The sequence below is a fragment of the Mycobacterium sp. AZCC_0083 genome (assembly GCF_014202335.1).
In the GTDB taxonomy this organism is placed as follows: domain Bacteria; phylum Actinomycetota; class Actinomycetes; order Mycobacteriales; family Mycobacteriaceae; genus Mycobacterium.
In genome coordinates this window covers 94150-113115 of record NZ_JACHGP010000025.1, presented here as the reverse complement: position 1 = coordinate 113115, position 18966 = coordinate 94150, and the positions used below count along the sequence as shown (strand labels likewise).

17 protein-coding genes and 1 pseudogene are annotated in these 18966 nt (G+C 66.4%); 11 read left to right on the top strand and 7 right to left on the bottom strand.

Annotated features, from left to right (window positions below; all coding sequences use genetic code 11):
- Nucleotides 1-204: 204 nt before the first annotated feature.
- A complete protein-coding gene (locus HNP02_RS43430) occupies nucleotides 205-372 on the top strand; it encodes a site-specific integrase (protein ID WP_309241859.1) in 168 nt (55 codons plus the stop codon).
- A 132-nt stretch (nucleotides 373-504) separates the two neighbouring features.
- On the opposite strand, the gene HNP02_RS39000 is transcribed toward HNP02_RS43430, so the two are convergent.
- Together HNP02_RS39000 and HNP02_RS42380 are read right to left on the bottom strand one after the other, a co-directional pair.
- On the bottom strand, nucleotides 505-1290 hold the full coding sequence (locus tag HNP02_RS39000; protein WP_184446011.1) for a hypothetical protein: 786 nt from the start codon (nucleotides 1288-1290) through the stop codon (nucleotides 505-507).
- Nucleotides 1291-2132: 842 nt separating this feature from the next.
- Nucleotides 2133-2324 (bottom strand): hypothetical protein, encoded by a 192-nt coding sequence (locus HNP02_RS42380; protein ID WP_221318520.1) that lies wholly within the window; start codon nucleotides 2322-2324, stop codon nucleotides 2133-2135.
- Here HNP02_RS42380 and HNP02_RS38995 point away from each other — a divergent pair.
- Nucleotides 2269-2907 carry an ATP-binding protein gene (locus HNP02_RS38995; RefSeq protein WP_221318519.1) on the top strand — a complete coding sequence of 213 codons (639 nt, stop codon included), beginning with the start codon at nucleotides 2269-2271 and terminating at the stop codon, nucleotides 2905-2907. The two genes, HNP02_RS42380 and HNP02_RS38995, sit on opposite strands and share 56 nt — an antisense overlap.
- On the opposite strand, the gene HNP02_RS38990 is transcribed toward HNP02_RS38995, so the two are convergent.
- Entirely contained in the window at nucleotides 2822-5614 is a 2793-nt protein-coding gene (locus HNP02_RS38990; protein ID WP_184446010.1) for an AAA family ATPase, read from the bottom strand. The two genes, HNP02_RS38995 and HNP02_RS38990, sit on opposite strands and share 86 nt — an antisense overlap.
- A 589-nt stretch (nucleotides 5615-6203) precedes the next feature.
- Between HNP02_RS38990 and HNP02_RS44240 the strand changes: the two are divergent.
- A pseudogene (locus HNP02_RS44240) lies at nucleotides 6204-7186 on the top strand (PGRS repeat-containing protein); the annotation flags it as partial.
- 50 nt (nucleotides 7187-7236) lie between these two features.
- Nucleotides 7237-7674, top strand: a complete 438-nt coding sequence (locus tag HNP02_RS38975; protein WP_184446007.1) for a hypothetical protein — start codon at nucleotides 7237-7239, stop codon at nucleotides 7672-7674.
- A 353-nt stretch (nucleotides 7675-8027) separates the two neighbouring features.
- On the opposite strand, the gene HNP02_RS38970 is transcribed toward HNP02_RS38975, so the two are convergent.
- The 3 genes from HNP02_RS38970 to kstD all read right to left on the bottom strand — a co-directional run bounded on the left by HNP02_RS38970 (nucleotide 8028) and on the right by kstD (nucleotide 11598).
- Nucleotides 8028-8525, bottom strand: a complete 498-nt coding sequence (locus HNP02_RS38970; RefSeq protein WP_184446006.1) for a hypothetical protein — start codon at nucleotides 8523-8525, stop codon at nucleotides 8028-8030.
- A gap of 517 nt (nucleotides 8526-9042) precedes the next feature.
- Complete coding sequence (locus tag HNP02_RS38965) at nucleotides 9043-9903, bottom strand: MaoC family dehydratase (protein ID WP_184446005.1); 861 nt, start codon at nucleotides 9901-9903, stop codon at nucleotides 9043-9045.
- A gap of 3 nt (nucleotides 9904-9906) precedes the next feature.
- A complete protein-coding gene (kstD, locus tag HNP02_RS38960; RefSeq protein ID WP_184446004.1) occupies nucleotides 9907-11598 on the bottom strand; it encodes a 3-oxosteroid 1-dehydrogenase in 1692 nt (563 codons plus the stop codon).
- A 71-nt stretch (nucleotides 11599-11669) separates the two neighbouring features.
- Between kstD and HNP02_RS38955 the strand changes: the two genes are divergently transcribed.
- From HNP02_RS38955 to HNP02_RS38940, 4 genes are all read left to right on the top strand, one after another.
- Nucleotides 11670-12455 (top strand): 2-keto-4-pentenoate hydratase, encoded by a 786-nt coding sequence (locus tag HNP02_RS38955; protein ID WP_184446003.1) that lies wholly within the window; start codon nucleotides 11670-11672, stop codon nucleotides 12453-12455.
- Between the two features lie 11 nt (nucleotides 12456-12466).
- Complete coding sequence (locus HNP02_RS38950) at nucleotides 12467-13384, top strand: acetaldehyde dehydrogenase (acetylating) (protein WP_184446002.1); 918 nt, start codon at nucleotides 12467-12469, stop codon at nucleotides 13382-13384.
- On the top strand, nucleotides 13381-14427 hold the full coding sequence (gene dmpG / locus HNP02_RS38945; protein ID WP_184446001.1) for a 4-hydroxy-2-oxovalerate aldolase: 1047 nt from the start codon (nucleotides 13381-13383) through the stop codon (nucleotides 14425-14427). Before HNP02_RS38950 ends, dmpG begins: the two co-directional genes overlap by 4 nt.
- Nucleotides 14428-14681: 254 nt before the next feature.
- Nucleotides 14682-15983 carry a hypothetical protein gene (locus tag HNP02_RS38940; RefSeq protein ID WP_184446000.1) on the top strand — a complete coding sequence of 434 codons (1302 nt, stop codon included), beginning with the start codon at nucleotides 14682-14684 and terminating at the stop codon, nucleotides 15981-15983.
- A 19-nt stretch (nucleotides 15984-16002) separates the two neighbouring features.
- Here HNP02_RS38940 and HNP02_RS38935 read toward each other — a convergent pair whose 3' ends face one another.
- Nucleotides 16003-16560: a hypothetical protein gene (locus HNP02_RS38935; protein ID WP_184445999.1), complete on the bottom strand. Its 558-nt coding sequence runs from the start codon at nucleotides 16558-16560 to the stop codon at nucleotides 16003-16005.
- Nucleotides 16561-16788: 228 nt separating this feature from the next.
- Between HNP02_RS38935 and HNP02_RS38930 the strand changes: the two genes are divergently transcribed.
- The 3 genes from HNP02_RS38930 to HNP02_RS38920 are packed head-to-tail and all read left to right on the top strand — an operon-like array spanning nucleotide 16789 to nucleotide 18927.
- Entirely contained in the window at nucleotides 16789-17184 is a 396-nt protein-coding gene (locus HNP02_RS38930; protein ID WP_184445998.1) for a heme-binding protein, read from the top strand.
- Nucleotides 17185-17209: 25 nt separating this feature from the next.
- Nucleotides 17210-18205: a permease gene (locus HNP02_RS38925; protein ID WP_184445997.1), complete on the top strand. Its 996-nt coding sequence runs from the start codon at nucleotides 17210-17212 to the stop codon at nucleotides 18203-18205.
- Entirely contained in the window at nucleotides 18202-18927 is a 726-nt protein-coding gene (locus HNP02_RS38920; protein ID WP_184445996.1) for a TIGR03943 family putative permease subunit, read from the top strand. The genes HNP02_RS38925 and HNP02_RS38920 overlap by 4 nt, the downstream gene beginning before the upstream one ends.
- The last annotated feature ends 39 nt before the right edge of the window (nucleotides 18928-18966 follow it).

Below are 18966 nucleotides of genomic sequence, written 5' to 3'. Positions count from 1 at the left end.
CGACAGTGCTCACCGGCCGGCGGCTCGGTAATCAGCCTCCCGCTCGAGAACCAAGATCCCCGTCAAGGACACGCTGATCGACTCCCATTAGGCGATGTCGAGGCCTGGGCGAAGCGAAATGGTGCGTGTGATGGCACCCCGTTCTTCCTTGATCCGTGGGGCCGGGCGGATGCGTTGGTGAACGCCTACTAGCGAGATCCCCTGGTGAGGGGACGAGCAACGGGGACGTTGCGTCGTTACGCCTTGTCGTTGAAGGTTTGGCTGGATTTTCTGCACGCGATGGGCGTTCGATGGGATCAGGCGTCGCGATCCGAACTGGCTGCGTTCAAGGAGTGGCGGCTGTCGGCTGAGAAGAACCCTCAGCACGCATAAGGACAACAACCGCCGGCTACACAGCGGCCCGCCAGAGTGGGTGGGCGACGAGAGTGCCGAGAAGTGGGCGCACGCAGTGATGCCGTCGTACCGCGATGTGTCCTAACGCGTTGGCCAAGATTGAGTCGACGACTACGAGCCAGCGTGCCGTCCTCGCCGTGCTGGCGGGGCACGGTGTCTTCGTCGTCGTTCGGGCACGAACAGCCAGACAGCTCCGAGTGCGAAAATTGCACCCCAAATGAACAGCCACTTCGAGGTGCCCGGCGCAAACGGCCCGAGGTGATGCCCGTAGACCTGGTATGCGCCGAACCCGAAGCACAGCAGTGAACCCACCGCACTCAAGACGCCGTGCACCCGATTTGACTTGGTCTGCCAGCGCCGACGGTTATCGAGTAGCTGCGATGCGACGGTCGGTTCCGGCGGCGCAGTCAGTCCCGACGTCGGGTTAGCGGGGCGTTGTGTGACCGAGAACTCCTGCAACTGGCCGGCCAGTTCTGCGGCGATGCCGCGGCCGCTGTGGGCCATTTCCAAGTCCAGTTCCGCCGAGTGGGCGCGGGATTTCAGGTGATAGAGCCACACCCCGTCGTCGTCGTGGACGGCGGTCATCTCGGCGTCTCCACGTAGAAGCGTGAGTATCGGTGAGCTCAAAACCGGCCGGTAGCCGGAAACGAACATGCCTCTCTTGGTGTCGGTGATCAGGACTCGCGTCGGCGTCATAACGAGGAACATCGTTTGCGGCAGTCGGGTGTGCGGTTGCCCATTGACAATCAACGACGGCCGCCACAACGGATTAAGACTCTCCATTTCCATCCTGTCGTGCATGGTCGCGGCGTGCAGCGCGATGCAGCGCAGGATCGGCTCGCCGAGCTCCGATGACAGTTGCGGCTCCAACCGTTGCTCATACTTTCGGAGAAACATGCTCACCGTCCCCACTCAGGTAGAAGCATGAATAAGCGGTGTCGCAGGCCGACGATGCTTCTTTGGGTACGCCTTTGCGACTGTGAAGGGTGGCCGGGTTACATCCCTCTCGGCATCCAGATGCATGCTCGTCCTCGCGCCGTGGCGTGGCGGTCAAAGCCCCCAAGCATCGCATTGCTGAGGCGGAAACTCGCTGCGGCACAGGAAAGGTGGAAGATTGGGCGGTGGGGCAGAGGCTGGCGGATCAGCACCTTCCCACATGTTGTCCAGCGGGGTGCCATCGGCGACGATAACTGTGCCGTCCAGATTGCCCTGCCCGTGATCGACCCTCCACCACGTGTGGCAGACACTCTGATCCCAGTCGACCTGGATGGGGCGCTGGCCTGGGCACCAGTGGTAGGGACCGACTGGTGATGCCTCGGCGGTGCCTGCGCCCAGGCCCGCTAGACCCAACCCGCCAGACGTCAGGACAGTCAAAGCCATTCCTACGAGTATTCGCTTCATCATGTTCCCCTTCGCTCGACACTGGCCCGAATTCCCCTGATCCCCGTGAGGGTTGCCCCGCCGGTGCCGTTGGTCAGAAGCAACCACGCCGGGGCCGCTGAGTCCCAACTACGGGCTTGACGCTAACGGTCTAGCGGGAGGCAGAGGAATAAGGAAAATCACTACAAACCGCCGATCGGGGTGAATCACAGCGCCTTCACAGTCGTCGCTGCGCGGCCGCGCCGCGAACCGGCTGCCGATAGGCTGTGTCGTTGCTGCAGTCCGCGCCTATTAGTGAGTTGCGAGTGCCCCGTTCGACGTCTCCGTGTCAGGAGTGGCTGTCGGCTGCGCGCGCGAGGTCAACCGAGTCGGTCGTCAGCGCTGACGCAGTCGGTCGCCAACGCGATGTAGGCGGCAGTGGTGGTCGCTGAAATCGAATCCGCGGCCGGCGGCGTGGTGAGCAGGGAACCGGAAGCGCAAGCAGTTGCCGACTTCCTGACGTCGGCATGCCACGGCCCCTCCGCCTTGATCATCGCTGGGGAAGCCGGCATCGGCAAGACCACCGCATGGCTAGCGGCCGTGGCGTCGGCGCACGAGCGTGGGTTCGTTGTGTTGTCGGCGCGGGCGGCGGCGGCGGAATCGGTGCTGGCGTATGCGGCGCTGGCTGACCTGCTGGCCGGCGTAGAACCAGCCGCGCTGTCGAATGTGCCTCTCCCGCAGCGCCTGGCGATCGATCGAATACTCCTTCGCGCCGGTGTAGGCGGGCCGCAAGTCGATCAGCATGCGGTGGCGGCGGGCTTCCTGTCCATCCTGGAAGGCCTCGGCGAACGGTCGCCGGTTCTGGTGGCGATCGACGACCTGCAATGGCTGGATCCCTCCAGTGCGCAGGTACTGGCGTTCGTTGTCAGGCGGCTCAACGGCCCGGTGGGCGTGTTGGGGACCGCTCGTGACGACGCCGACAGCGTGACGTCCTGGCTGCACCTACCCACGCCCGACGCGATTGGCCGAATTACGTTGCGCCCGCTGAGTGTGGAGTTAGCGCGTTCCGCTATGGCTCTGTTCGATGGACCAATCGCCGGGCCAGTTGACCGCGGGATTGGATGTCGAGTTTGCGGTAGACGCGGTACAGGTTGACGTCGACGGTCTTCGGGCTGATGAACAGCGCGGTGGCGATCTCGCGGTTGGTCATCCCCGATGCAGCTAGCTCGGCCACCCGCTGCTCCGACGGAGTCAGCTGCTGGTTGGTGCGCCCGCTCGGGCCGACCTTGGTTCGGGCCAACTCCTTGCGGACCCGGTCTGCCCACAGCGTGGTCTGCAGGTCCTCGAAGGTCTGCAGCGCCTCGGCGAGACTGGCTGTGGCGGAGCTCTTTTGGCGTTGCCGACGCTGGAGTTGGCCGAGCAGGAGCTGGGTCCGCGCACGCTCTAACGGCATGAGCAGGCGCTTGTGCTCAACCATTGCTCGTTCGACGGCGTCTACCGCCGCGTCGAGATCACCCTGAGCGGCCAGCAGCATACTGCGACAGCGAGCACCGACAGCCAACATCCAGGCCCTGTCAAGCCGGCAACCGTTGCGCTCCAACGTGTCGATCAGCGGCTCAGCCTCAGCGAGCCGGCCCAACTGGATCATGGCCTCGACGATGTCGGGCACAAACGAGGCGGCCACGATCTCCGTCGCCTCCGGTGCCGCGTCGAGGTGCGATAGCAGAGGTTGGAGCGCGGTCAGCGCCGCTCGATAGTTGCCCAGCGATACTTCCAGAAACCCCAGGATGGTGATCGGCCATTCCGCCAACCGATAGGAGCCGCAGCGCCGGCTGGCCGCCAAAGCCCCGGCAAGGTCACGACGAGCGTCGTCTTCGCGGCCGCCGTACGCGGTAGCCGCGGCCCGGATCGTCAACGCCACGGACAGTGAGACGTCCCCACCCAGCTGCATCGCGCGTTCCACAGCGTCCTCGGCGACGAGCATCGCCTCGATCAGGTCGCCCCGCCAGATCGCTACCAGAACGGCATGAAACGCGACGTACAAGAGGCCGCTCTCGTCGCCGTGATCGAGGCAGAGGCGCCGGATGGACAGCAACTCGTCGTGCGCCGAGTCAAGCTGCCCGGTCCAGCCCAGCATCATGGCGTTTTGCATGCTGGGGCGGAATGGCAGCGGAATACCCGTGTGGCGCCCTTCCATTTCCAGCGCGCGTCGCAGGCTGGGCTCATCGATGACGTCTCCGCGCATGAAGTGCATGATGACCCGCAAGCCCAGTGCCTGGCTCAGCAGATCAGGCTGGCCGAGGGACTCGGCACGCAGAACGGCGTCCTCGATGGTGTCCACGGCGGTACCGAGGTGACCAGAGTTGACCAACGCCCACGACAGCGCCACCAGCGTCTGGACCTGCATCACGAGATTGCCCTCGGCCTCGCCGAGCGCCCGTCGCAGCAGGTCGGCCGCCTCGACGAAGTTCTGGTCGAACACCCGCACCAAGGCAAGTTGGCACATCGCTTGGGCACGAAGCATCCCGGGTGCCAACCGCTCGATCGCCTCTCCAAGGAGGGCCCCGGCGCGTCCGGTATCGCCAGCATCGAAATGGTGTGCAGCCGAACCCATCTGGCGCTGCGGCGTGTCGTCGCCGAGCCGAAGGGCTAGGTCGAACAGTTCAGCTGCGGCCGCTGGCGCGCCACGGGTACGCGCCGAATCGGCCGCAGTATCGAGTGCGGCAAGCGTCAGCGGGTCCGGGCTAGTGGCACTCAGGGCGAGGTGGCGGGCGCGCAATTCGGGTTGATCCACGATTTCGCCCAAGCGGCGGTGCATCATCCGACGCTGCGCGGGCGCGGCATCGGTATAAACCCCGGTAGCCAGCAACGGGTGGGTAAACCGCAGCTGGTTGCCATCGATCCCGATGATTACCTTTTCCTCGGCCTCCGCGAGGATGTCGAGCAGCCGATCTGCGTCGGTACCGATCGCCCTCGACACCAACGAGACGGTCGGATCGGCCAGACAGGCCACGGCCAGCAAGGCGCCTCGCGCATCAGCGGTGAGACTGCCGAGCCGAGCCTGCACCAACTCGGCCAGCGACCTCGGCAGCAGCGGGTCAACGTTCGGCGACCTGGCGTCGATCCCCCGCGCCAGCTCGATGGCGTAGAAGGGGTTACCACCTGAGACTTCGTGGATGCGCTGCATCGTCGGACGCGAGAACGACCGCCCCAGCCGCTCCGAGATCAGCGAATACAGGGCGCCAACAGCTAACGGACGTAGCGTGATCCGCGCAATCGAGTCGAGTTTGGGCAGCTGTAGCCACGAGGCAGCACTGTCAGCATCCCCGCGCACGGTGACCAGTACGCCCACCGGTCCCGTGAGCCGCCGGGCAGCGAACGCGATCACCTGGGCACTGGAGGGATCGAGCCATTGCAGGTCGTCGATCGCCACCAACACCGGCGATTCCTCGCCAAGTCTCTCCATGACCGACAGGAATCCGGCCGATATCGCGTGCTGATCGACTGCGGCACCATCTGTGCTGGCGCGCAACAGGATCCGGTCTACTGCGAGCCGCTGTGGGTGCGGCAAATCTGCCAACGCGGCCGCATCAAGACCGGCCAGCAGGTCGGCCAACGCGCCATACGAAAGCACCGATTCTGCTGCTGCGGCGCGCGCGGACAACACTCGGAAACCACGTTGGCGGGCTGATGCCACAGCCGCCAACCACGAGGTGGTCTTGCCGATGCCAGGTTCACCCGCGATCACCAAGGCCGAAGGCGTACTACATGCCGAGGCCAAGAAATCGGTCACCGCCCGATCCTCGGGCTCACGGCTCACCACGCCGTCGGGCGTGCGCTCAACCTCAGCCGCAGTCGACATCGATACGTCCAATATGGCATTCGCAAACTCACTAGGAAGTGGCTCCAGCAACGGCTTAGCTTATCGGCACATGCGTTCCCGTGCGGCCCCGACAGGCATCCTGCGAGAAAGCTTGGAGTCAGCTGTTAAAACGTCGAGCAGATCGCTTCGGGTGATGCCGCGGTTCCATCGCGCAGGAAACGATCCCCGGCGAAGTGTCCGGGGTCGTTTCTGGTGCTTGCGGCGAGCACCTCATTTGTAGGGATATTCCTTATCCCATGTTCGGCAGTGGTTCGTTAGCGTCGACCGGGTACGTGCGGTATGGCAACTATTGTTTGGGGAGTCGAATGTCGAAGCGGGGCAGGGCAGTCGGCCGCAGTGCCGATGGTCGTCATCGGTGCGCACGTACGCCGTCGCGCAGTTTGGCGGCAGTCCGATCGGTGGGGCCGGTCTGGTGTTGGCCGTTCCGGCGGCGGCGTTGCTGGTGACGCCGGGGCGGGCGCAAGCCGCTCCGCTGTGTGTCCCGCCGACTTTGATCTGCAATGTGTCGGCGGCGGCTTCCCCGGTGGTGGCGAGCATCTTTGGGACAGCGTTTGGTGCGGCAGATCCGTTGTTGGACATTGCCGGTCAGATTCCGATCATCAATATCTTCATCGGCAACGGCGCAGCGGGCACCGCCTTGCATCCCGATGGCGGCAACGCAGGGATCCTCTTCGGCAATGGCGGGGCCGGCTTCAGTCCGACGACGGCGGGTACGGCCGGCGGTAACGGCGGCAGCGCGGGCTTCTTCGGCAACGGCGGGTCGGGTGGCACGGGTGGTCCCGGTGGTTTCAGCCCCCTTGGCGCGCCGATCGCGGGCGGTACCGGTGGCAACGGTGGTCGCGCGCGGTTCATCGGCAACGGCGGGAACGGTGGGGCCGGCGGCGCTGGCGCGACGGGGGCTGCCGGTGTGTATCTCGTCGGCGCCCCGAATCCGGTGCCCGGCGCGAACGGTGTGGGTCTGCAGAACGGTGGCGACGGGACCCCTGGCACCGGCCAAGCCGGTGGCAAGGGTGGAGACCTTGGCGGCGACGGCGAGATCGGCGGCAGCGGCGCGCCGGGCGGCAACGGCGGCAACGGCGTGACGCTCAGGCGGCAGGCGGCTCGGGCGGTATAGGCGGAGACGACGGCGGCCCCGGCACCAGCTCCGGGGACGGCGGCAATGGCGCGCCCGGAGCGAGCGGCGGCACCGGTACCAGTGGTGGCAATGGCGGGTCCGGTGGTACCGGCGGCGTGATCGGCCTCGGCGGCAATGGCGGCACGGCCGGTGCCGGTGGCAGCGGCGGAAACGGCGCGGGGGATGCTGGTGGTAGCGGCGGTGTCGGGGGCGGCGGCGGCTTCGGTGAGGGCGGCGGCGGCGGCGTGGGTCCTGGTGGCCAGGACGGTGACCACGGGTTGGGTGACTTCGGCGGATCCGGCGGTAAGGGCGGCACCGGGGGTACCAGCGGCACCGGCAAGACCGGTGACGGCGGGACCGGGGGTTCGGGTGGCAGCGCCAACAACACCTCCCTGGGCGGTGCGGGCGGCGCCGGTGGCGCCGGTGGCAACGGCGGGACCCCGTAGACCCCTGCGGCGCAACGACTTTAAGGGGCGCAAGTGGCGGCATGCAGGTAGTGGCGTTTGCGCCGTCGCTGAGGGCAGTCGTGGACGACCGCGGTGGAATCACCGCTGACGGCTTCCCGCTGACCAGTGCGCAGGTGGCGAGTTTCCCCGCACACATCACCGTCCCGATGGTCCTCGCCGTCCACACCCAAGGTGGCTCCGATCACGACCCACACCTCTACATAGTCGCCAGGTCCCAAGACGGCGAACGGCTCGGCTCGATCGCGTGCAGCTGGCATTGGCCCGACGTGCCAGGCTCGCCGGTCAAGTTCTGGGTGTCCGCCCCCCACCTACCGCTGGTGGTAACGGCTGCGGGAGTCGTCAACATCGGCCTGTACGGCAATCTCGACGACACAGAACCCTGGCACCTATTTCCGCTGCGCGTGTTCACCGCCAGTCCGCTACTGCGGCCACCGCCGCCGCCGTCGACGCGGATGTAATTGATTCCCGGACAGGCACATACGGGCGTATGCAGGCGCTCACTTGCACAGGTCGACGATCTGCTGTCTGAGCTGATCAGCGTGAACCAGCCGAGCTGCCTGACGTTGCCGTCGATCAGCTTCGCCTGCGACCCGATGGTCGTGGTCGATGGGTCGTCGGCAGCCGCGATGGGCGCCGATGATGCCCACGGAACCTGCTGGCAGCGGCTGCAACGTCGTCGCTGTTGGCAACGTGTCTGGGCACTGGGCCTTCCGGGTGAAGGGGCGGACGCGGCAAAAATCAGGCCGCGTTCAATTCGGCGCAGGGTCGGCGGCCGCGGGGTCTAGACGGCCGCCTCTCCCCCGAGGCGACCCTAGCCGAGGATGCGCAGGATTCCGTTCCGGCCGTCTCCGATGTTGACGGCACCGATGTTGCCCCCGCCGATCTGGACGAGGCCCAAATTGCCGCAGCCGACGTTGACGGCGCCTGCGTTCGCGCAGCCGACGTTGGCGACGCCCACCTGCCCGGCACCGATGTTGGCGATGCCCGACTGCAAGGTGCCGATGTTGGCGATGCCCCCCTGCAAGGTGCCGATGTTGAGCAGCCCGTTGTTCAGATTGCCCTGGTTGGCGATGCCCTGGTTGAAGGAACCGCCGAGCAGGCCGTTGGCCACCCCGAAATTCCCGGTGCCGGGGCCGAGGAGGTTGTTGGCGATGCCGGTGTTGCCCGTCCCGCCGTTGAGCAGGCCGTTGTTACCGGGCGTGAGGTTGATGCCGCTATCGGCGGTGGCGGCACCAGCGCCGACGAGGGCGATCGCACCTGCACCAATGAGCGCGCATCCGAAGACGATGCCTGAACGGATAGATGGCATGACCAAATCCTTAGCTAGCTGGAAACTGACGAGCATGACGTTAGGCCGCCAATTGACACCTGTAAACGCCGGTGGCAAACATTCTGAACAAGTATTTGCGTCATCAAGGAGCTGCGGCACGGCTATGCATCGGGTGTGCGAACCGCCAAGTCCAGAGGCGACTCATCGGTAGTCATGGCAAACATGTACTGGCATTGACATGAGTGCAGATTCGGCATTTACCTGCTTGTAAATAACCGAAAATGCCGTGACGAGCACCGGGTGACGAAATCTCAGCAATCAACCATGCAAGGCGTCGGCTACCGCAGGCGTGCTGTCGGGCGAAGAAACGCCCCCAGCGCGATTCGCGGAATCGCACGCGCCACCCTGGCGAATCACGCCAGCCGCTAGGAAACGTGCGTCCGTGGGCGTCGAATCCACTCCAAACGACTCTTGCCTACGCAAGGACTCTTTCGGGTGTTTGCTGAAACTGAATCGAGTTGCGGAATTCCGAGGAACTGAACCAGGCCCGACCGGCTCAGGCCGGGTTCAACTCGACGCCCGACAGCACGACGGCGTCATCGCGGCTGGGTGCCGTCAGCACCGCCACGAACCCGTCTTCGTGCTTCCAGATGCTGGCCTTGAGCGTCTCGCCGGGGAACACCACGCCCGCGAACCGGGCGCCGTAGGACCGCACCCGCGAGACGTCGCCGTCCAGGAAGGTGTCGACGATGGCCTTGCACCCGATGCCGTACGAGCACAGGCCGTGCAGGATCGGCATGGGAAACCCTGCGGCGGAAGCGAAGCCCGGATCCGAGTGCAGCGGATTGCGGTCGCCGCACAGCCGGTACAGCAGAGCCTGCTGCGGCAGGATCGGCAGGGCAACCTCGCCGTCGGGCGCGCGGTCGGGTGGCTCGACGGATCCGGCCGGGCCGCGGTCGCCGCCGAACCCGCCCTCGCCGCGGGCGAAGATCGACCGCTTCTGCGTCCAGAGCGGAGCGCCGTCCAGTGTGGTCACCGTGGTCTCGGACCAGATCACCGCTGCCTTGCCCTTGTCCCAGATCTCGGTGAAGCGGGTCACCGCCCGCCCCGTTCCCGACGGCGGGATGGGCCCTGGAACGGATACGGCCTCGCTGGCGTGCAGCACCTTGGACAGTTCGATGTCGATGCCGGGGTACTGCACGGTGGGCGGTTCGGTCTGATGGAAGGTCTGAGCCACGCTGCCGAACGTCGGCAGCACCTGCGGGGTGTCGTCGACGAGGTAGGCCAACTCGCGCGGGTCAAGAGGATCGGCACCCGCGCCGAGGCCCAGGTGATACAGCTGCACGTCGCTGCTGCTCCAGGAGAACTCGACCGGGGCGAGCTCGGCGCCGATGGCCTCGTCGAGATTGATCGGCACGCGCTACGCCCCTGGGCCTGCGGCAGCCAGGTGCAGCGCCGCAAGGTAGCCGAACGTCATGGCCGGGCCGATGGTCCCGCCGGGCCCGGGATAGGTGTGGCCCATGACTGGGGCGCTGACATTGCCTGCGGCATATAGGCCGTCGATGATCGAGCCATCGTCGCGCAACGCCCGGCCGTGTACGTCGGTGCGCACGCCGCCCTTCGTCCCGAGGTCGCCAGGCACCATCTTGGCCGCGTAGTACGGCCCGTGGCTGATCTCGCCGAGGTTGGGGTTGGGCTTGTTGGTCGGGTCGCCGTAGTAGCGGTCGTAGGCGCTCTCGCCGCGCTTGAAGTCCTCGTCGACACCCGTACGGGCGAAGACGTTGAACCGCTCGACCGTCGCCTTGAGCTCGTCGGCGGGCAGGCTCGTCTTCTCGGCCAGCTCCTCGAGCGTGTCGGCGATCAGCACCACGCCGGACTCCACCCACTTCTTCGGAATCCGTTGTCCCGGTTGCAGACCCGCGAAGATGTAACGGTCACGGTACTGCTGGTCGAAGATCAGCCAGGCCGGCACGTTCTCGCCGGGGCCCGCGCCCTGGCCGAACTCGCCGCCATACATCCGGTGGCACGCCTCGACATAGGGCATCGACTCGTTCATGAACCGCTTGGCGTTCACGTTCACGATGATCGAGCCGGGGGAGTTGCGCTCGGACAGCGCGAACCACGGCGCGCCGACCAGCGGCACCGTCGGCCCCCACCAGGCGTCCTCCATGATGTCGAGCGCAGCCCCGAGCTTCTCGGCGGCCAGGATGCCGTCGCCGGTGTTGGCGATCGCCCCGACGGTCCACTCCGTGGTGATCGGGGCGCGCTGGTACTTCACCCGCATCTGCTCGTTGTGCTCGAAGCCGCCGCTGCCGAGGATCACTCCGCGGCGGGCCCGGATCAGCCGGGGCTCAGACGATTCCGGGTCGCGGGCATCTCTCACAAAGACCCCGCGGACGACGCCGTCCTCCACGAACAGGTCCGTGAGCGCAGTGTTCAGCTGGACGGGCACGCCCGCCTTCTGCAGGCCGATCCGCAGCGGACCGATGAGCGCGCGGCCCATGCCGACGAGGTTCTTTCCGGTGACCTTGCCCCACGTCGCCCGGATGCCGACCTTGAGGCTGCGCAGCACACCGCGCGGGTGGCGCTTGAGCTGATTGAGCCGGACGTAGTCCTGCTGCATGACGACCATGTTCATCGGGACCTTGCCGTACGGCGGCTCGAGGCCAGGCATATCGGCGCCCAGCTTCTTGGCATCGAACGGCTTCGGCTCGATCGAGCGTCCGCCGGGACGCCCACCGGGTGCCTCCGGGTAGTAGTCGGAGTAGTTCGGCACCCAGCACATCTTCAACGGCGAGTGCTTCAGCACGAACGAGAGCATCTCCGGCCCGCGCTCGAGATAGGTGTCGATGCGGTCGGCGGGGACCACGTCGCCGACGATCGAGTGCAGGTATTCGGCGGCAGCGGCTGGACTGTCCTTGACCCCGTCGCGCTTCAAGATCACGTTGTTCGGAATCCATACGCCGCCGCCCGACCGCGCAGTGGAACCGCCATAGTGCGGGGCCTTTTCGACGACTAGTGTCGAGAGTCCGTGGTGGGCGGCAGTAAGGGCGGCGACCAGGCCCGCTCCGCCGCTGCCGACTACGACGACGTCATACTCCGTTTCCGTCATGTAGAACACGTTATAGAATTGCCCGGCCGACCCACAACTGTGCCGGTCGACGAAACGAGGGGACTTCACCGATGTTGTCCGAGGAAGTACGCGACGAACTGGCCGCCGAGCTGGCTCAGGCCGAGCGGAGCAAGGTGCCGCTGAAGCCGTTGACCGACGGTGTGCCCGGCATGGACGTCGTGGATGCCTACGAGATCCAGCTGATCAACATCAGGCAGCGGGTCGCCGAGGGCGCCCGCGTCATCGGGCACAAGGTCGGGCTGTCGTCCGAGGCGATGCAGAAGATGATGAACGTCGACGAGCCGGACTACGGCCACCTGCTCGACGACATGGAGGTCTTCACTGATAGGCCAGTCAAGACGGCGAATTATCTCTATCCACGCGTCGAGGTCGAGGTCGGCTTCATCCTGGCCGACGATCTTCCCGGCGAAGGCTGCACCGAGGACGACGTGCTGGCGGCGACGGCGGCGTTCGCCCCGTCGATCGAACTCATCGACACCCGCATCACCGACTGGAAGATCAAGTTGTGCGACACCATCGCCGACAACGCCTCGTCGGCAGGCTGGGTGCTCGGCAAGGAGCGGGTGTCGCCCAAGGACATCGACATCCAAAACATCGACGCGGTGCTGACCCGCAACGGTGAGGTGGTCGCCGAGGGCCGCAGCGATGCAGTGCTCGGCAACCCGGTCACCGCGGTGGCGTGGCTGGCCCGCAAGGTCGACCAGTTCGGGGTGCGCTTGAAGGCAGGCGACATCGTCCTGCCCGGATCGTGCACGCGCGCGATCGACGCCCGCCCCGGCGACGACTTCGTCGCCAAATTCGACGGACTCGGTTCCGTCCATCTGTCGTTCGAATAGAAGGAGCGCACATGCCGAACAAGGCAACCGTCGCGATCGTCGGATCCGGCAACATCAGCACCGACCTGCTGTACAAACTGCTGCGTTCGGAGTGGCTGGAGCCGCGCTGGATGATCGGCATCGACCCCGACAGTGAGGGTTTGGCGCGGGCCCGCAAGCTGGGCCTTGAGACCTCGCACGAGGGTGTGGACTGGCTGCTCGCACTGGATGAGAAGCCGGACCTGGTGTTCGAGGCGACCAGTGCCTACGTGCACCGCGACGCCGCACCGCGCTACGCCGAGGCGGGCATTCGCGCGATCGACCTGACCCCGGCCGCGGTCGGGCCTGGGGTGATTCCGCCAGCCAACCTGCGCGCGCACTTGGATGCGCCGAACGTCAACATGGTGACCTGTGGTGGGCAGGCCACCATCCCGATGGTCTACGCGGTCTCTCGCGTGGTCGAGGTGCCCTACGCCGAGATCGTGGCGTCGGTGTCGTCGGCGTCGGCCGGTCCGGGGACGCGGGCCAACATCGATGAGTTCACCAAGACCACCAGCAGTGGCGTCGAGGTCATCGGTGGCGCCAGGCGGGGCAAGGCGATCATCATCCTCAACCCCGCCGAGCCGCCAATGATCATGCGCGACACCATCTTCTGCGCCATCCCCGAGGATGCCGATCAGGACGCGATCGCGAAGTCGATCAAGGAGGTCGCCGCCGAGGTGCAGACGTATGTGCCCGGCTACCGGCTGCTCAACGAACCGCAGTTCGATCCGCCGTCGGTGCACTCGGGCGGGCAGGCGGTGGTCACCGTCTTCGTCGAAGTGGAGGGCGCGGGCGATTACCTGCCGCCGTATGCGGGAAACCTGGACATCATGACCGCGGCCGCGACGAAGGTGGGCGAGGAGATCGCCAAGGAACGGGCGTCAGTGTCCGAGGGAGCGCAAGCATGACCGATATCTTCTTCAGCCCAATCTGGGACGTCCGGCTGACCGATACGTCGCTGCGCGACGGGAGCCATCACAAGCGCCACCAGTTCACCGCCGACGAGGTGCGGGCGATCGTCGCCGCGCTGGACACCGCGGGCGTTCCCGTCATCGAGGTCACCCACGGCGACGGGCTCGGCGGGTCGAGCTTCAACTACGGCTTCTCCAAGACCCCGGAGCAGGAACTGATCAAGCTGGCCGCCGAGACGGCCAAGGAGTCCAAGATCGCGTTCCTGATGCTGCCCGGTTTGGGCACCAAGGACGACATCAAGGAGGCCCAAGGCAACGGCGGATCGATCTGCCGCATCGCCACCCACTGCACCGAGGCCGACGTGTCGATCCAGCACTTCGGGCTGGCCCGCGAACTGGGCCTGGAGACCGTCGGCTTCCTGATGATGGCGCACACCATCTCCCCGGAGAAGCTGGCCGCCCAAGCCCGCATCATGGCCGACGCGGGCTGTCAGTGCGTGTACGTCGTCGACTCGGCGGGCGCGCTGGTGCTCGAGGGCGTGGCCGACCGGGTCGCCGCGCTGGTCGCCGAGCTGGGCTCGGATGCCCAAGTGGGCTTTCATGGCCACGAGAACCTGGGCCTCGGCGTGGCCAACAGCGTGGAGGCGGTGCGTGCGGGTGCCAAGCAGATCGACGGCAGCACCCGTAGGTTCGGCGCGGGCGCGGGCAACGCGCCCGTCGAGGCGCTCATCGGCGTGTTCGACAAGATCGGGGTGAAGACCGGCATCGACTTCTTCGACATCGCCGATGCTGCCGAAGAAGTCGTTGCCCCCGCCATGCCGCAGGAGTGCCTGCTGGATCGCAACGCGCTGATCATGGGCTACTCCGGGGTGTACTCGAGCTTCCTCAAACACGCCATCCGGCAGTCCGAGCGCTACGGCGTGCCCGCGCACAAACTGTTGCACCGCGCCGGGCAGCGCAAGTTGATCGGCGGCCAGGAGGATCAGCTGATCGACATCGCACTCGAACTCAAGCGCGAGCAAGACGCAGCGGCCAGCTAAACCAACTCGCCCGACCGGGGCGGATCGTCGCTCGGCGCGCTTTCAACGGCCTGCCGCCGAGTTCGTCGACGCAGCGGTGTCTGCCTCCACGAAGTTTTTCGTTGCGTGTCACCAAAGTGGGCCGTACAGGTAGTACCATCAGCGAAGTCGAATCAAGTGCTCTCGTCATTAGCTGACGCAGATCTCTTGTGGACTGAAACGGGAGTGTTGTTCTTCACTGCCTTGCCACCGTGTCGGGGTCGAGGGAGGATTTGATGATCAGGACCGTTAGCTGTCTCACCAGTTTTGGAATCGCCGCGGCCGGCGTTGGGGCGTTGCTATTGACTCATTCCGGTTTGTTCACCGCTAACCCCGAACCTCGCGTCGTTCCCGAGGTTCAGCCTGCGGCCTTCAGCTTCGCCCAGATATATCCCTGGGTAGTTGCGCCGGGACCTGCGACCAGCACTGCTGGCGCCGCAGCCTTGTCGGCCAACGCGTTGACTGCCGCCGGTGGCGCCCTGCAGGTCGCAGCAAAGGGCGCCCTACAGACCGTCAATCAACTGGGTCCGCTCGCCTTCGATCTCAACTCGGTACGAGCATTCAGCGCCAGCCAACCGCCGCCAGGAAGCAACACGGCCACGGGCAACTACACCAGCATGGACCAGTGGGTGACCGGGGTGGCCGGCGTGGCCAACAGCACCGGCGCGGTGGGCTTCACCGACAACGTCGCCGCGTGGGACCCCATCCTCGCCACGCACGCCGGCGTCCTGCAGACCGCCAACAACGTCGGCCCATTCTTCTTCAACCTCAACGTCCTGAAGGCCATCGGCTTCACCCAGGCCGCGGGCGGTGGTCTTCTGCCGATCCCCAATGGTCTGAATGACAACTTCAGTGCCGTCGACATTGGCCGGTGGTCAGCCGGAATGCCTGGAGTCATCACGAATACCGGCACCACGGGCTTCGTCACCTCGACCAACTTCACGGGTGGCCCGCCAAACGACTTCCGGATCGGTGGCCTGCACACTACGACGCAGGTTGGCGGGATGCCCTTCGACTTCAACGTCCTGCCGTCCATCAGCCTCGGTCCGGGGGGCATCTCGTTCTCGCTGGCGCCCGACATGACCGCTGCCCCCACCCCGTTCGCGGGAATCACTCCGCCGACGCCCGGGGTGGTCCAGCCCGGTGGCGGCGTTCCGATTCCGTTGGCCGCACCCGTCAGTCCCCTTGCCGTCAGTAGTTCGGCACCGGCGGCCCTCGTCGACGACACCGAGACACCGAAGTCCGATACCTCGCGGGTCAGCACCCCAAAGCCAACGGTCGTGATCCCTGGCGTCAACGGGGCCCCCCTCGCCAAGCCACCGACGGGTACAGCCGGTGTCACCGGAGGCAATCCGTTCAACCCGCTCGCTCCCTTCACGCCGATCACCGACGCGTTCACCAACGGGATCGGCGCCATCACCGGCGCCCGCCCCGGGGCGGCCGGCGGCACCGACTCGAGCGGCGCGCCGTCTGGTGCAGGCACCGGCGGACCCAGTGGCGGTGCCGACTCTGATGGCAACGGATCCGGAGTGGGTTAGACCGGACGCTCCCGGCAACTCACTTGCAGAGTTCGACGACTCTCGCGCTGGTCGCCTCGAGGTCCTTGAGGCGCGCGACCTGCCCGGCGTCGCCATCGGTGGTCCCGGCCAATGCGTTGATCGCGAGACCTTGAAGGTCTGCCGCGACTGAACGGAGCAATCCAGCCAACTCGGACGGAACTGCAGGACTCAGACTGTCGACGAGATGCTGGCTACCGACGGCCATCGCCAAGCGCGCGTTCGCCGCGATCGCCTGTGCTGCGATCGGATCCGAGCCGGTGTCGGCACGAGTTTGGAGCGCGACCGCCGTGCGGGCCAGGCCGTAGGCGTCGCACGCACGCCCCTTCGCCTCGGCGATTTCCTGTGCAGTTGGCGACGGAGGGGCGGTGGACGGCCGGTCCGTCAGCGCCCAGATCGCGATCCCCAGAGCGACGACCGCGATCAGCGTGGGTGCGACGATGGCCAAACGCGACACGATGTCCGGTTTGGGTCGAGCCGGTGCGGCATCTGGCTCGGGCCGCGCGTGCGATACCGGCTGATGCGGCTGCTCGTCGTCCGGCTCAGCGCTATGGGTCATGGTCAACGGATCGTATCCGCTGGTTTTGCCACATACGCCACATCGGCACCGGCATGCCAGGCAATGTAGCCGGGCTAAGCAAGAAATTTCGGGTTTCCGACGCGCCGCGCTGGCCTGCACGGACGCCGTCGTTCCGGAATCGGACGGGTGGCTCGGGTGTTTGGCGTTCGGTGAGATGGCTAGGCCATGGGCTGCGATCAAACGCATCGCAGACCCAAGGAGGTAACCATGAGCACGACCGCTAAGACTGTTCGTCGCGGCCTGTACGGAATGATCGCCGGAGGCCTGCTCGGCGGTGTCGCCACCGCCACGATCGCACTGCCGAGCGCAAACGCCGCGCCGGACGAGTGCACCGCGAGCGGGGTGGCGACCACCCAGAGCTCGGTGCAGCTGTCGATGAGCACGTATCTGCAGACGCACCCGCAGACCAACCAGGCGATGACCGACATCGCCAAGCAGTCGCCGACGGAGGCGCAGGTGTCCTACCGCACCTACTTCGAGAAGAACCCGAAGGTCGCCGATGATCTCAAGGGCATTCAGCAGCCCGTCACCGACCTGTCGACGCAGTGCGGCATCGAGGTGTCGTCGAACCAGCTGACCGACGCGCTCAAGACGGCCGTCTAACAGCAATCAGAGGCAAGATGGGGCGGTGACGACCGCCGCCCCGACCGCGCACAAACGACGTGTCGGTTCTCTCGAGGTCTTGTTGTTCAGTCTCATCGCGCTGGCGGTTTCCGCCAGCGCGATGAGTGCGTTCGTGGCAGGCGATCCACGTCTGAGCACGGCGGCGACGGTGTTCTGCGGTGTGTTCGTCCAGGCGCTGCCGTTCCTGGTGCTCGGCGTCGTCGTCAGCGGACTGATTGCGGCATACGTCAACGCAGAGCGGCTGTCGCGGTGGTTGCCGCGCAGGCCCGCGTTGGCCGTCGCGCTCGCGGGCGTCGGAGGCGCCGCGCTCCCCGGGTGCGAGTGCGGATCCGTTCCCGTGGCGCGACGGCTGTTCGGCCCCGGCACGAATGGGGCTGCGGCGCTGACGTTCATGCTCTCGGCGCCCGCCATCAACCCCGTCGTCCTGGTCGCCACCGCCGTAGCGTTTCCCGGCCAGCCCGCGCTGGTGCTGGCACGGTGCGTGGCCTCGCTGGCCACCGCGGTGGTGATGGGGATGCTGTGGTCGCGCTTCGGGCGCGACGAGTGGGTGACGCGCGATCTGCCAGAGCCGCCTGCCGAGGGGTCCTCCCGGTGGACGGTCTTCACCGAGGCCGCTCGCCACGACTTCTTGCAGGCCGCGTCGTACCTCGTGGTGGGCGCCGCCGCCGCTGCGGCGATGCGAGTGTTGGTGCCGGCGTGGGTTTTTGAGCATCTTGCGGGCAACCTCATCGTCGGCGTGTTGACGATGGGCCTGCTGGCGGTGGTGCTTGCGCTCTGCTCGGAGGCCGATGCGTTCGTGGCGGCCAGCCTGACGATGCTGCCGCTGGTCCCGCGGTTGGTGTTCCTGGTCGTCGGCCCCGCGTTCGACGTGAAGCTTGCCGCCATGCAGGCGGGCATGTTCGGCAGGCGATTCGCGGTACGGTTCGGGCCCGTCACGTTCGTGGTGGCCACGGTGGTCGCGACGGCCGTGGGGCTGGCGCTGCTTGGCGGTGGCACGTGAGCCGGGGCACCCAGAACCTCGTCCTGCTGCTGGTTGGGCTGAGTACCGCGGTGATGCTCGTCAAGGGGACGTACCTGAACTACGTGAAACCGGGGCTGCTGCCGTGGCTGATCGCGGCCGCCGCGGTGCTCGTCGTCCTCGGGCTGGTGGCCGTCGTGCGTGACCTGCGGCATGCGGCAGCCGATCCCGATCACGACGCCGATCAGGATGAGCACGGCCATCGCCACCAGCCGTGGCTCGCGTGGCTGCTACTCATCCCGATCGCGATGGTGGCGTTCGTGGTGCCGCCCGCCCTCGATGCCCGCGGGGCCAGCCCGCAGGCCGCGGTCAGCACGCCGCACCGCAGGCCCTTCCCACCGCTGCCGCCGGGTCCCGCGCCGGTAGTTTCGCTGCCCGAGACGGTGATGCGGGCGGCCGCCGACTCAACCAATTCGCTTGATGGCAGGTCGATTACGCTGACCGGGTTCACGCTGCATCACTCGCAGGGAGTCGACCTTGGCAGGGTCGTGATCGTGTGCTGTGCGGCCGACGCGCAACTGGCGCGCATCCATCTCACCGGTCCCGGGCTCGACGCGGCGAAGGGGTTTCCCGACGACACCTGGCTGCAGATCCTTGGCGAGATCGTGCCAGGATCGGCGCAGGCGACCGACGGCTTCATCCCGACGATGTCGGTCGAGAGCGTGACGCGGATCGACAAGCCAAAGAACACGTATGCGTACTAGAGGCGATGAGTTCCGGCAGAGAGACAGGTCTGTTCCGAT

What these genes read in the sequence shown, in the direction of transcription:
- HNP02_RS39000 (WP_184446011.1), bottom strand. Translation starts at nt 1,290, where the DNA reads ATGTTTCTCCGAAAGTATGAGCAACGGTTGGAGCCGCAACTGTCATCG.
- HNP02_RS42380 (WP_221318520.1), bottom strand. Translation starts at nt 2,324, where the DNA reads ATGCCGGCTTCCCCAGCGATGATCAAGGCGGAGGGGCCGTGGCATGCC.
- HNP02_RS38990 (WP_184446010.1), bottom strand. Translation starts at nt 5,614, where the DNA reads ATGTCGACTGCGGCTGAGGTTGAGCGCACGCCCGACGGCGTGGTGAGC.
- HNP02_RS38975 (WP_184446007.1), top strand. Translation starts at nt 7,237, where the DNA reads ATGCAGGTAGTGGCGTTTGCGCCGTCGCTGAGGGCAGTCGTGGACGAC.
- HNP02_RS38970 (WP_184446006.1), bottom strand. Translation starts at nt 8,525, where the DNA reads ATGCCATCTATCCGTTCAGGCATCGTCTTCGGATGCGCGCTCATTGGT.
- kstD (WP_184446004.1), bottom strand. Translation starts at nt 11,598, where the DNA reads ATGACGGAAACGGAGTATGACGTCGTCGTAGTCGGCAGCGGCGGAGCG.
- HNP02_RS38955 (WP_184446003.1), top strand. Translation starts at nt 11,670, where the DNA reads ATGTTGTCCGAGGAAGTACGCGACGAACTGGCCGCCGAGCTGGCTCAG.
- HNP02_RS38950 (WP_184446002.1), top strand. Translation starts at nt 12,467, where the DNA reads ATGCCGAACAAGGCAACCGTCGCGATCGTCGGATCCGGCAACATCAGC.
- dmpG (WP_184446001.1), top strand. Translation starts at nt 13,381, where the DNA reads ATGACCGATATCTTCTTCAGCCCAATCTGGGACGTCCGGCTGACCGAT.
- HNP02_RS38940 (WP_184446000.1), top strand. Translation starts at nt 14,682, where the DNA reads ATGATCAGGACCGTTAGCTGTCTCACCAGTTTTGGAATCGCCGCGGCC.
- HNP02_RS38935 (WP_184445999.1), bottom strand. Translation starts at nt 16,560, where the DNA reads ATGACCCATAGCGCTGAGCCGGACGACGAGCAGCCGCATCAGCCGGTA.
- HNP02_RS38930 (WP_184445998.1), top strand. Translation starts at nt 16,789, where the DNA reads ATGAGCACGACCGCTAAGACTGTTCGTCGCGGCCTGTACGGAATGATC.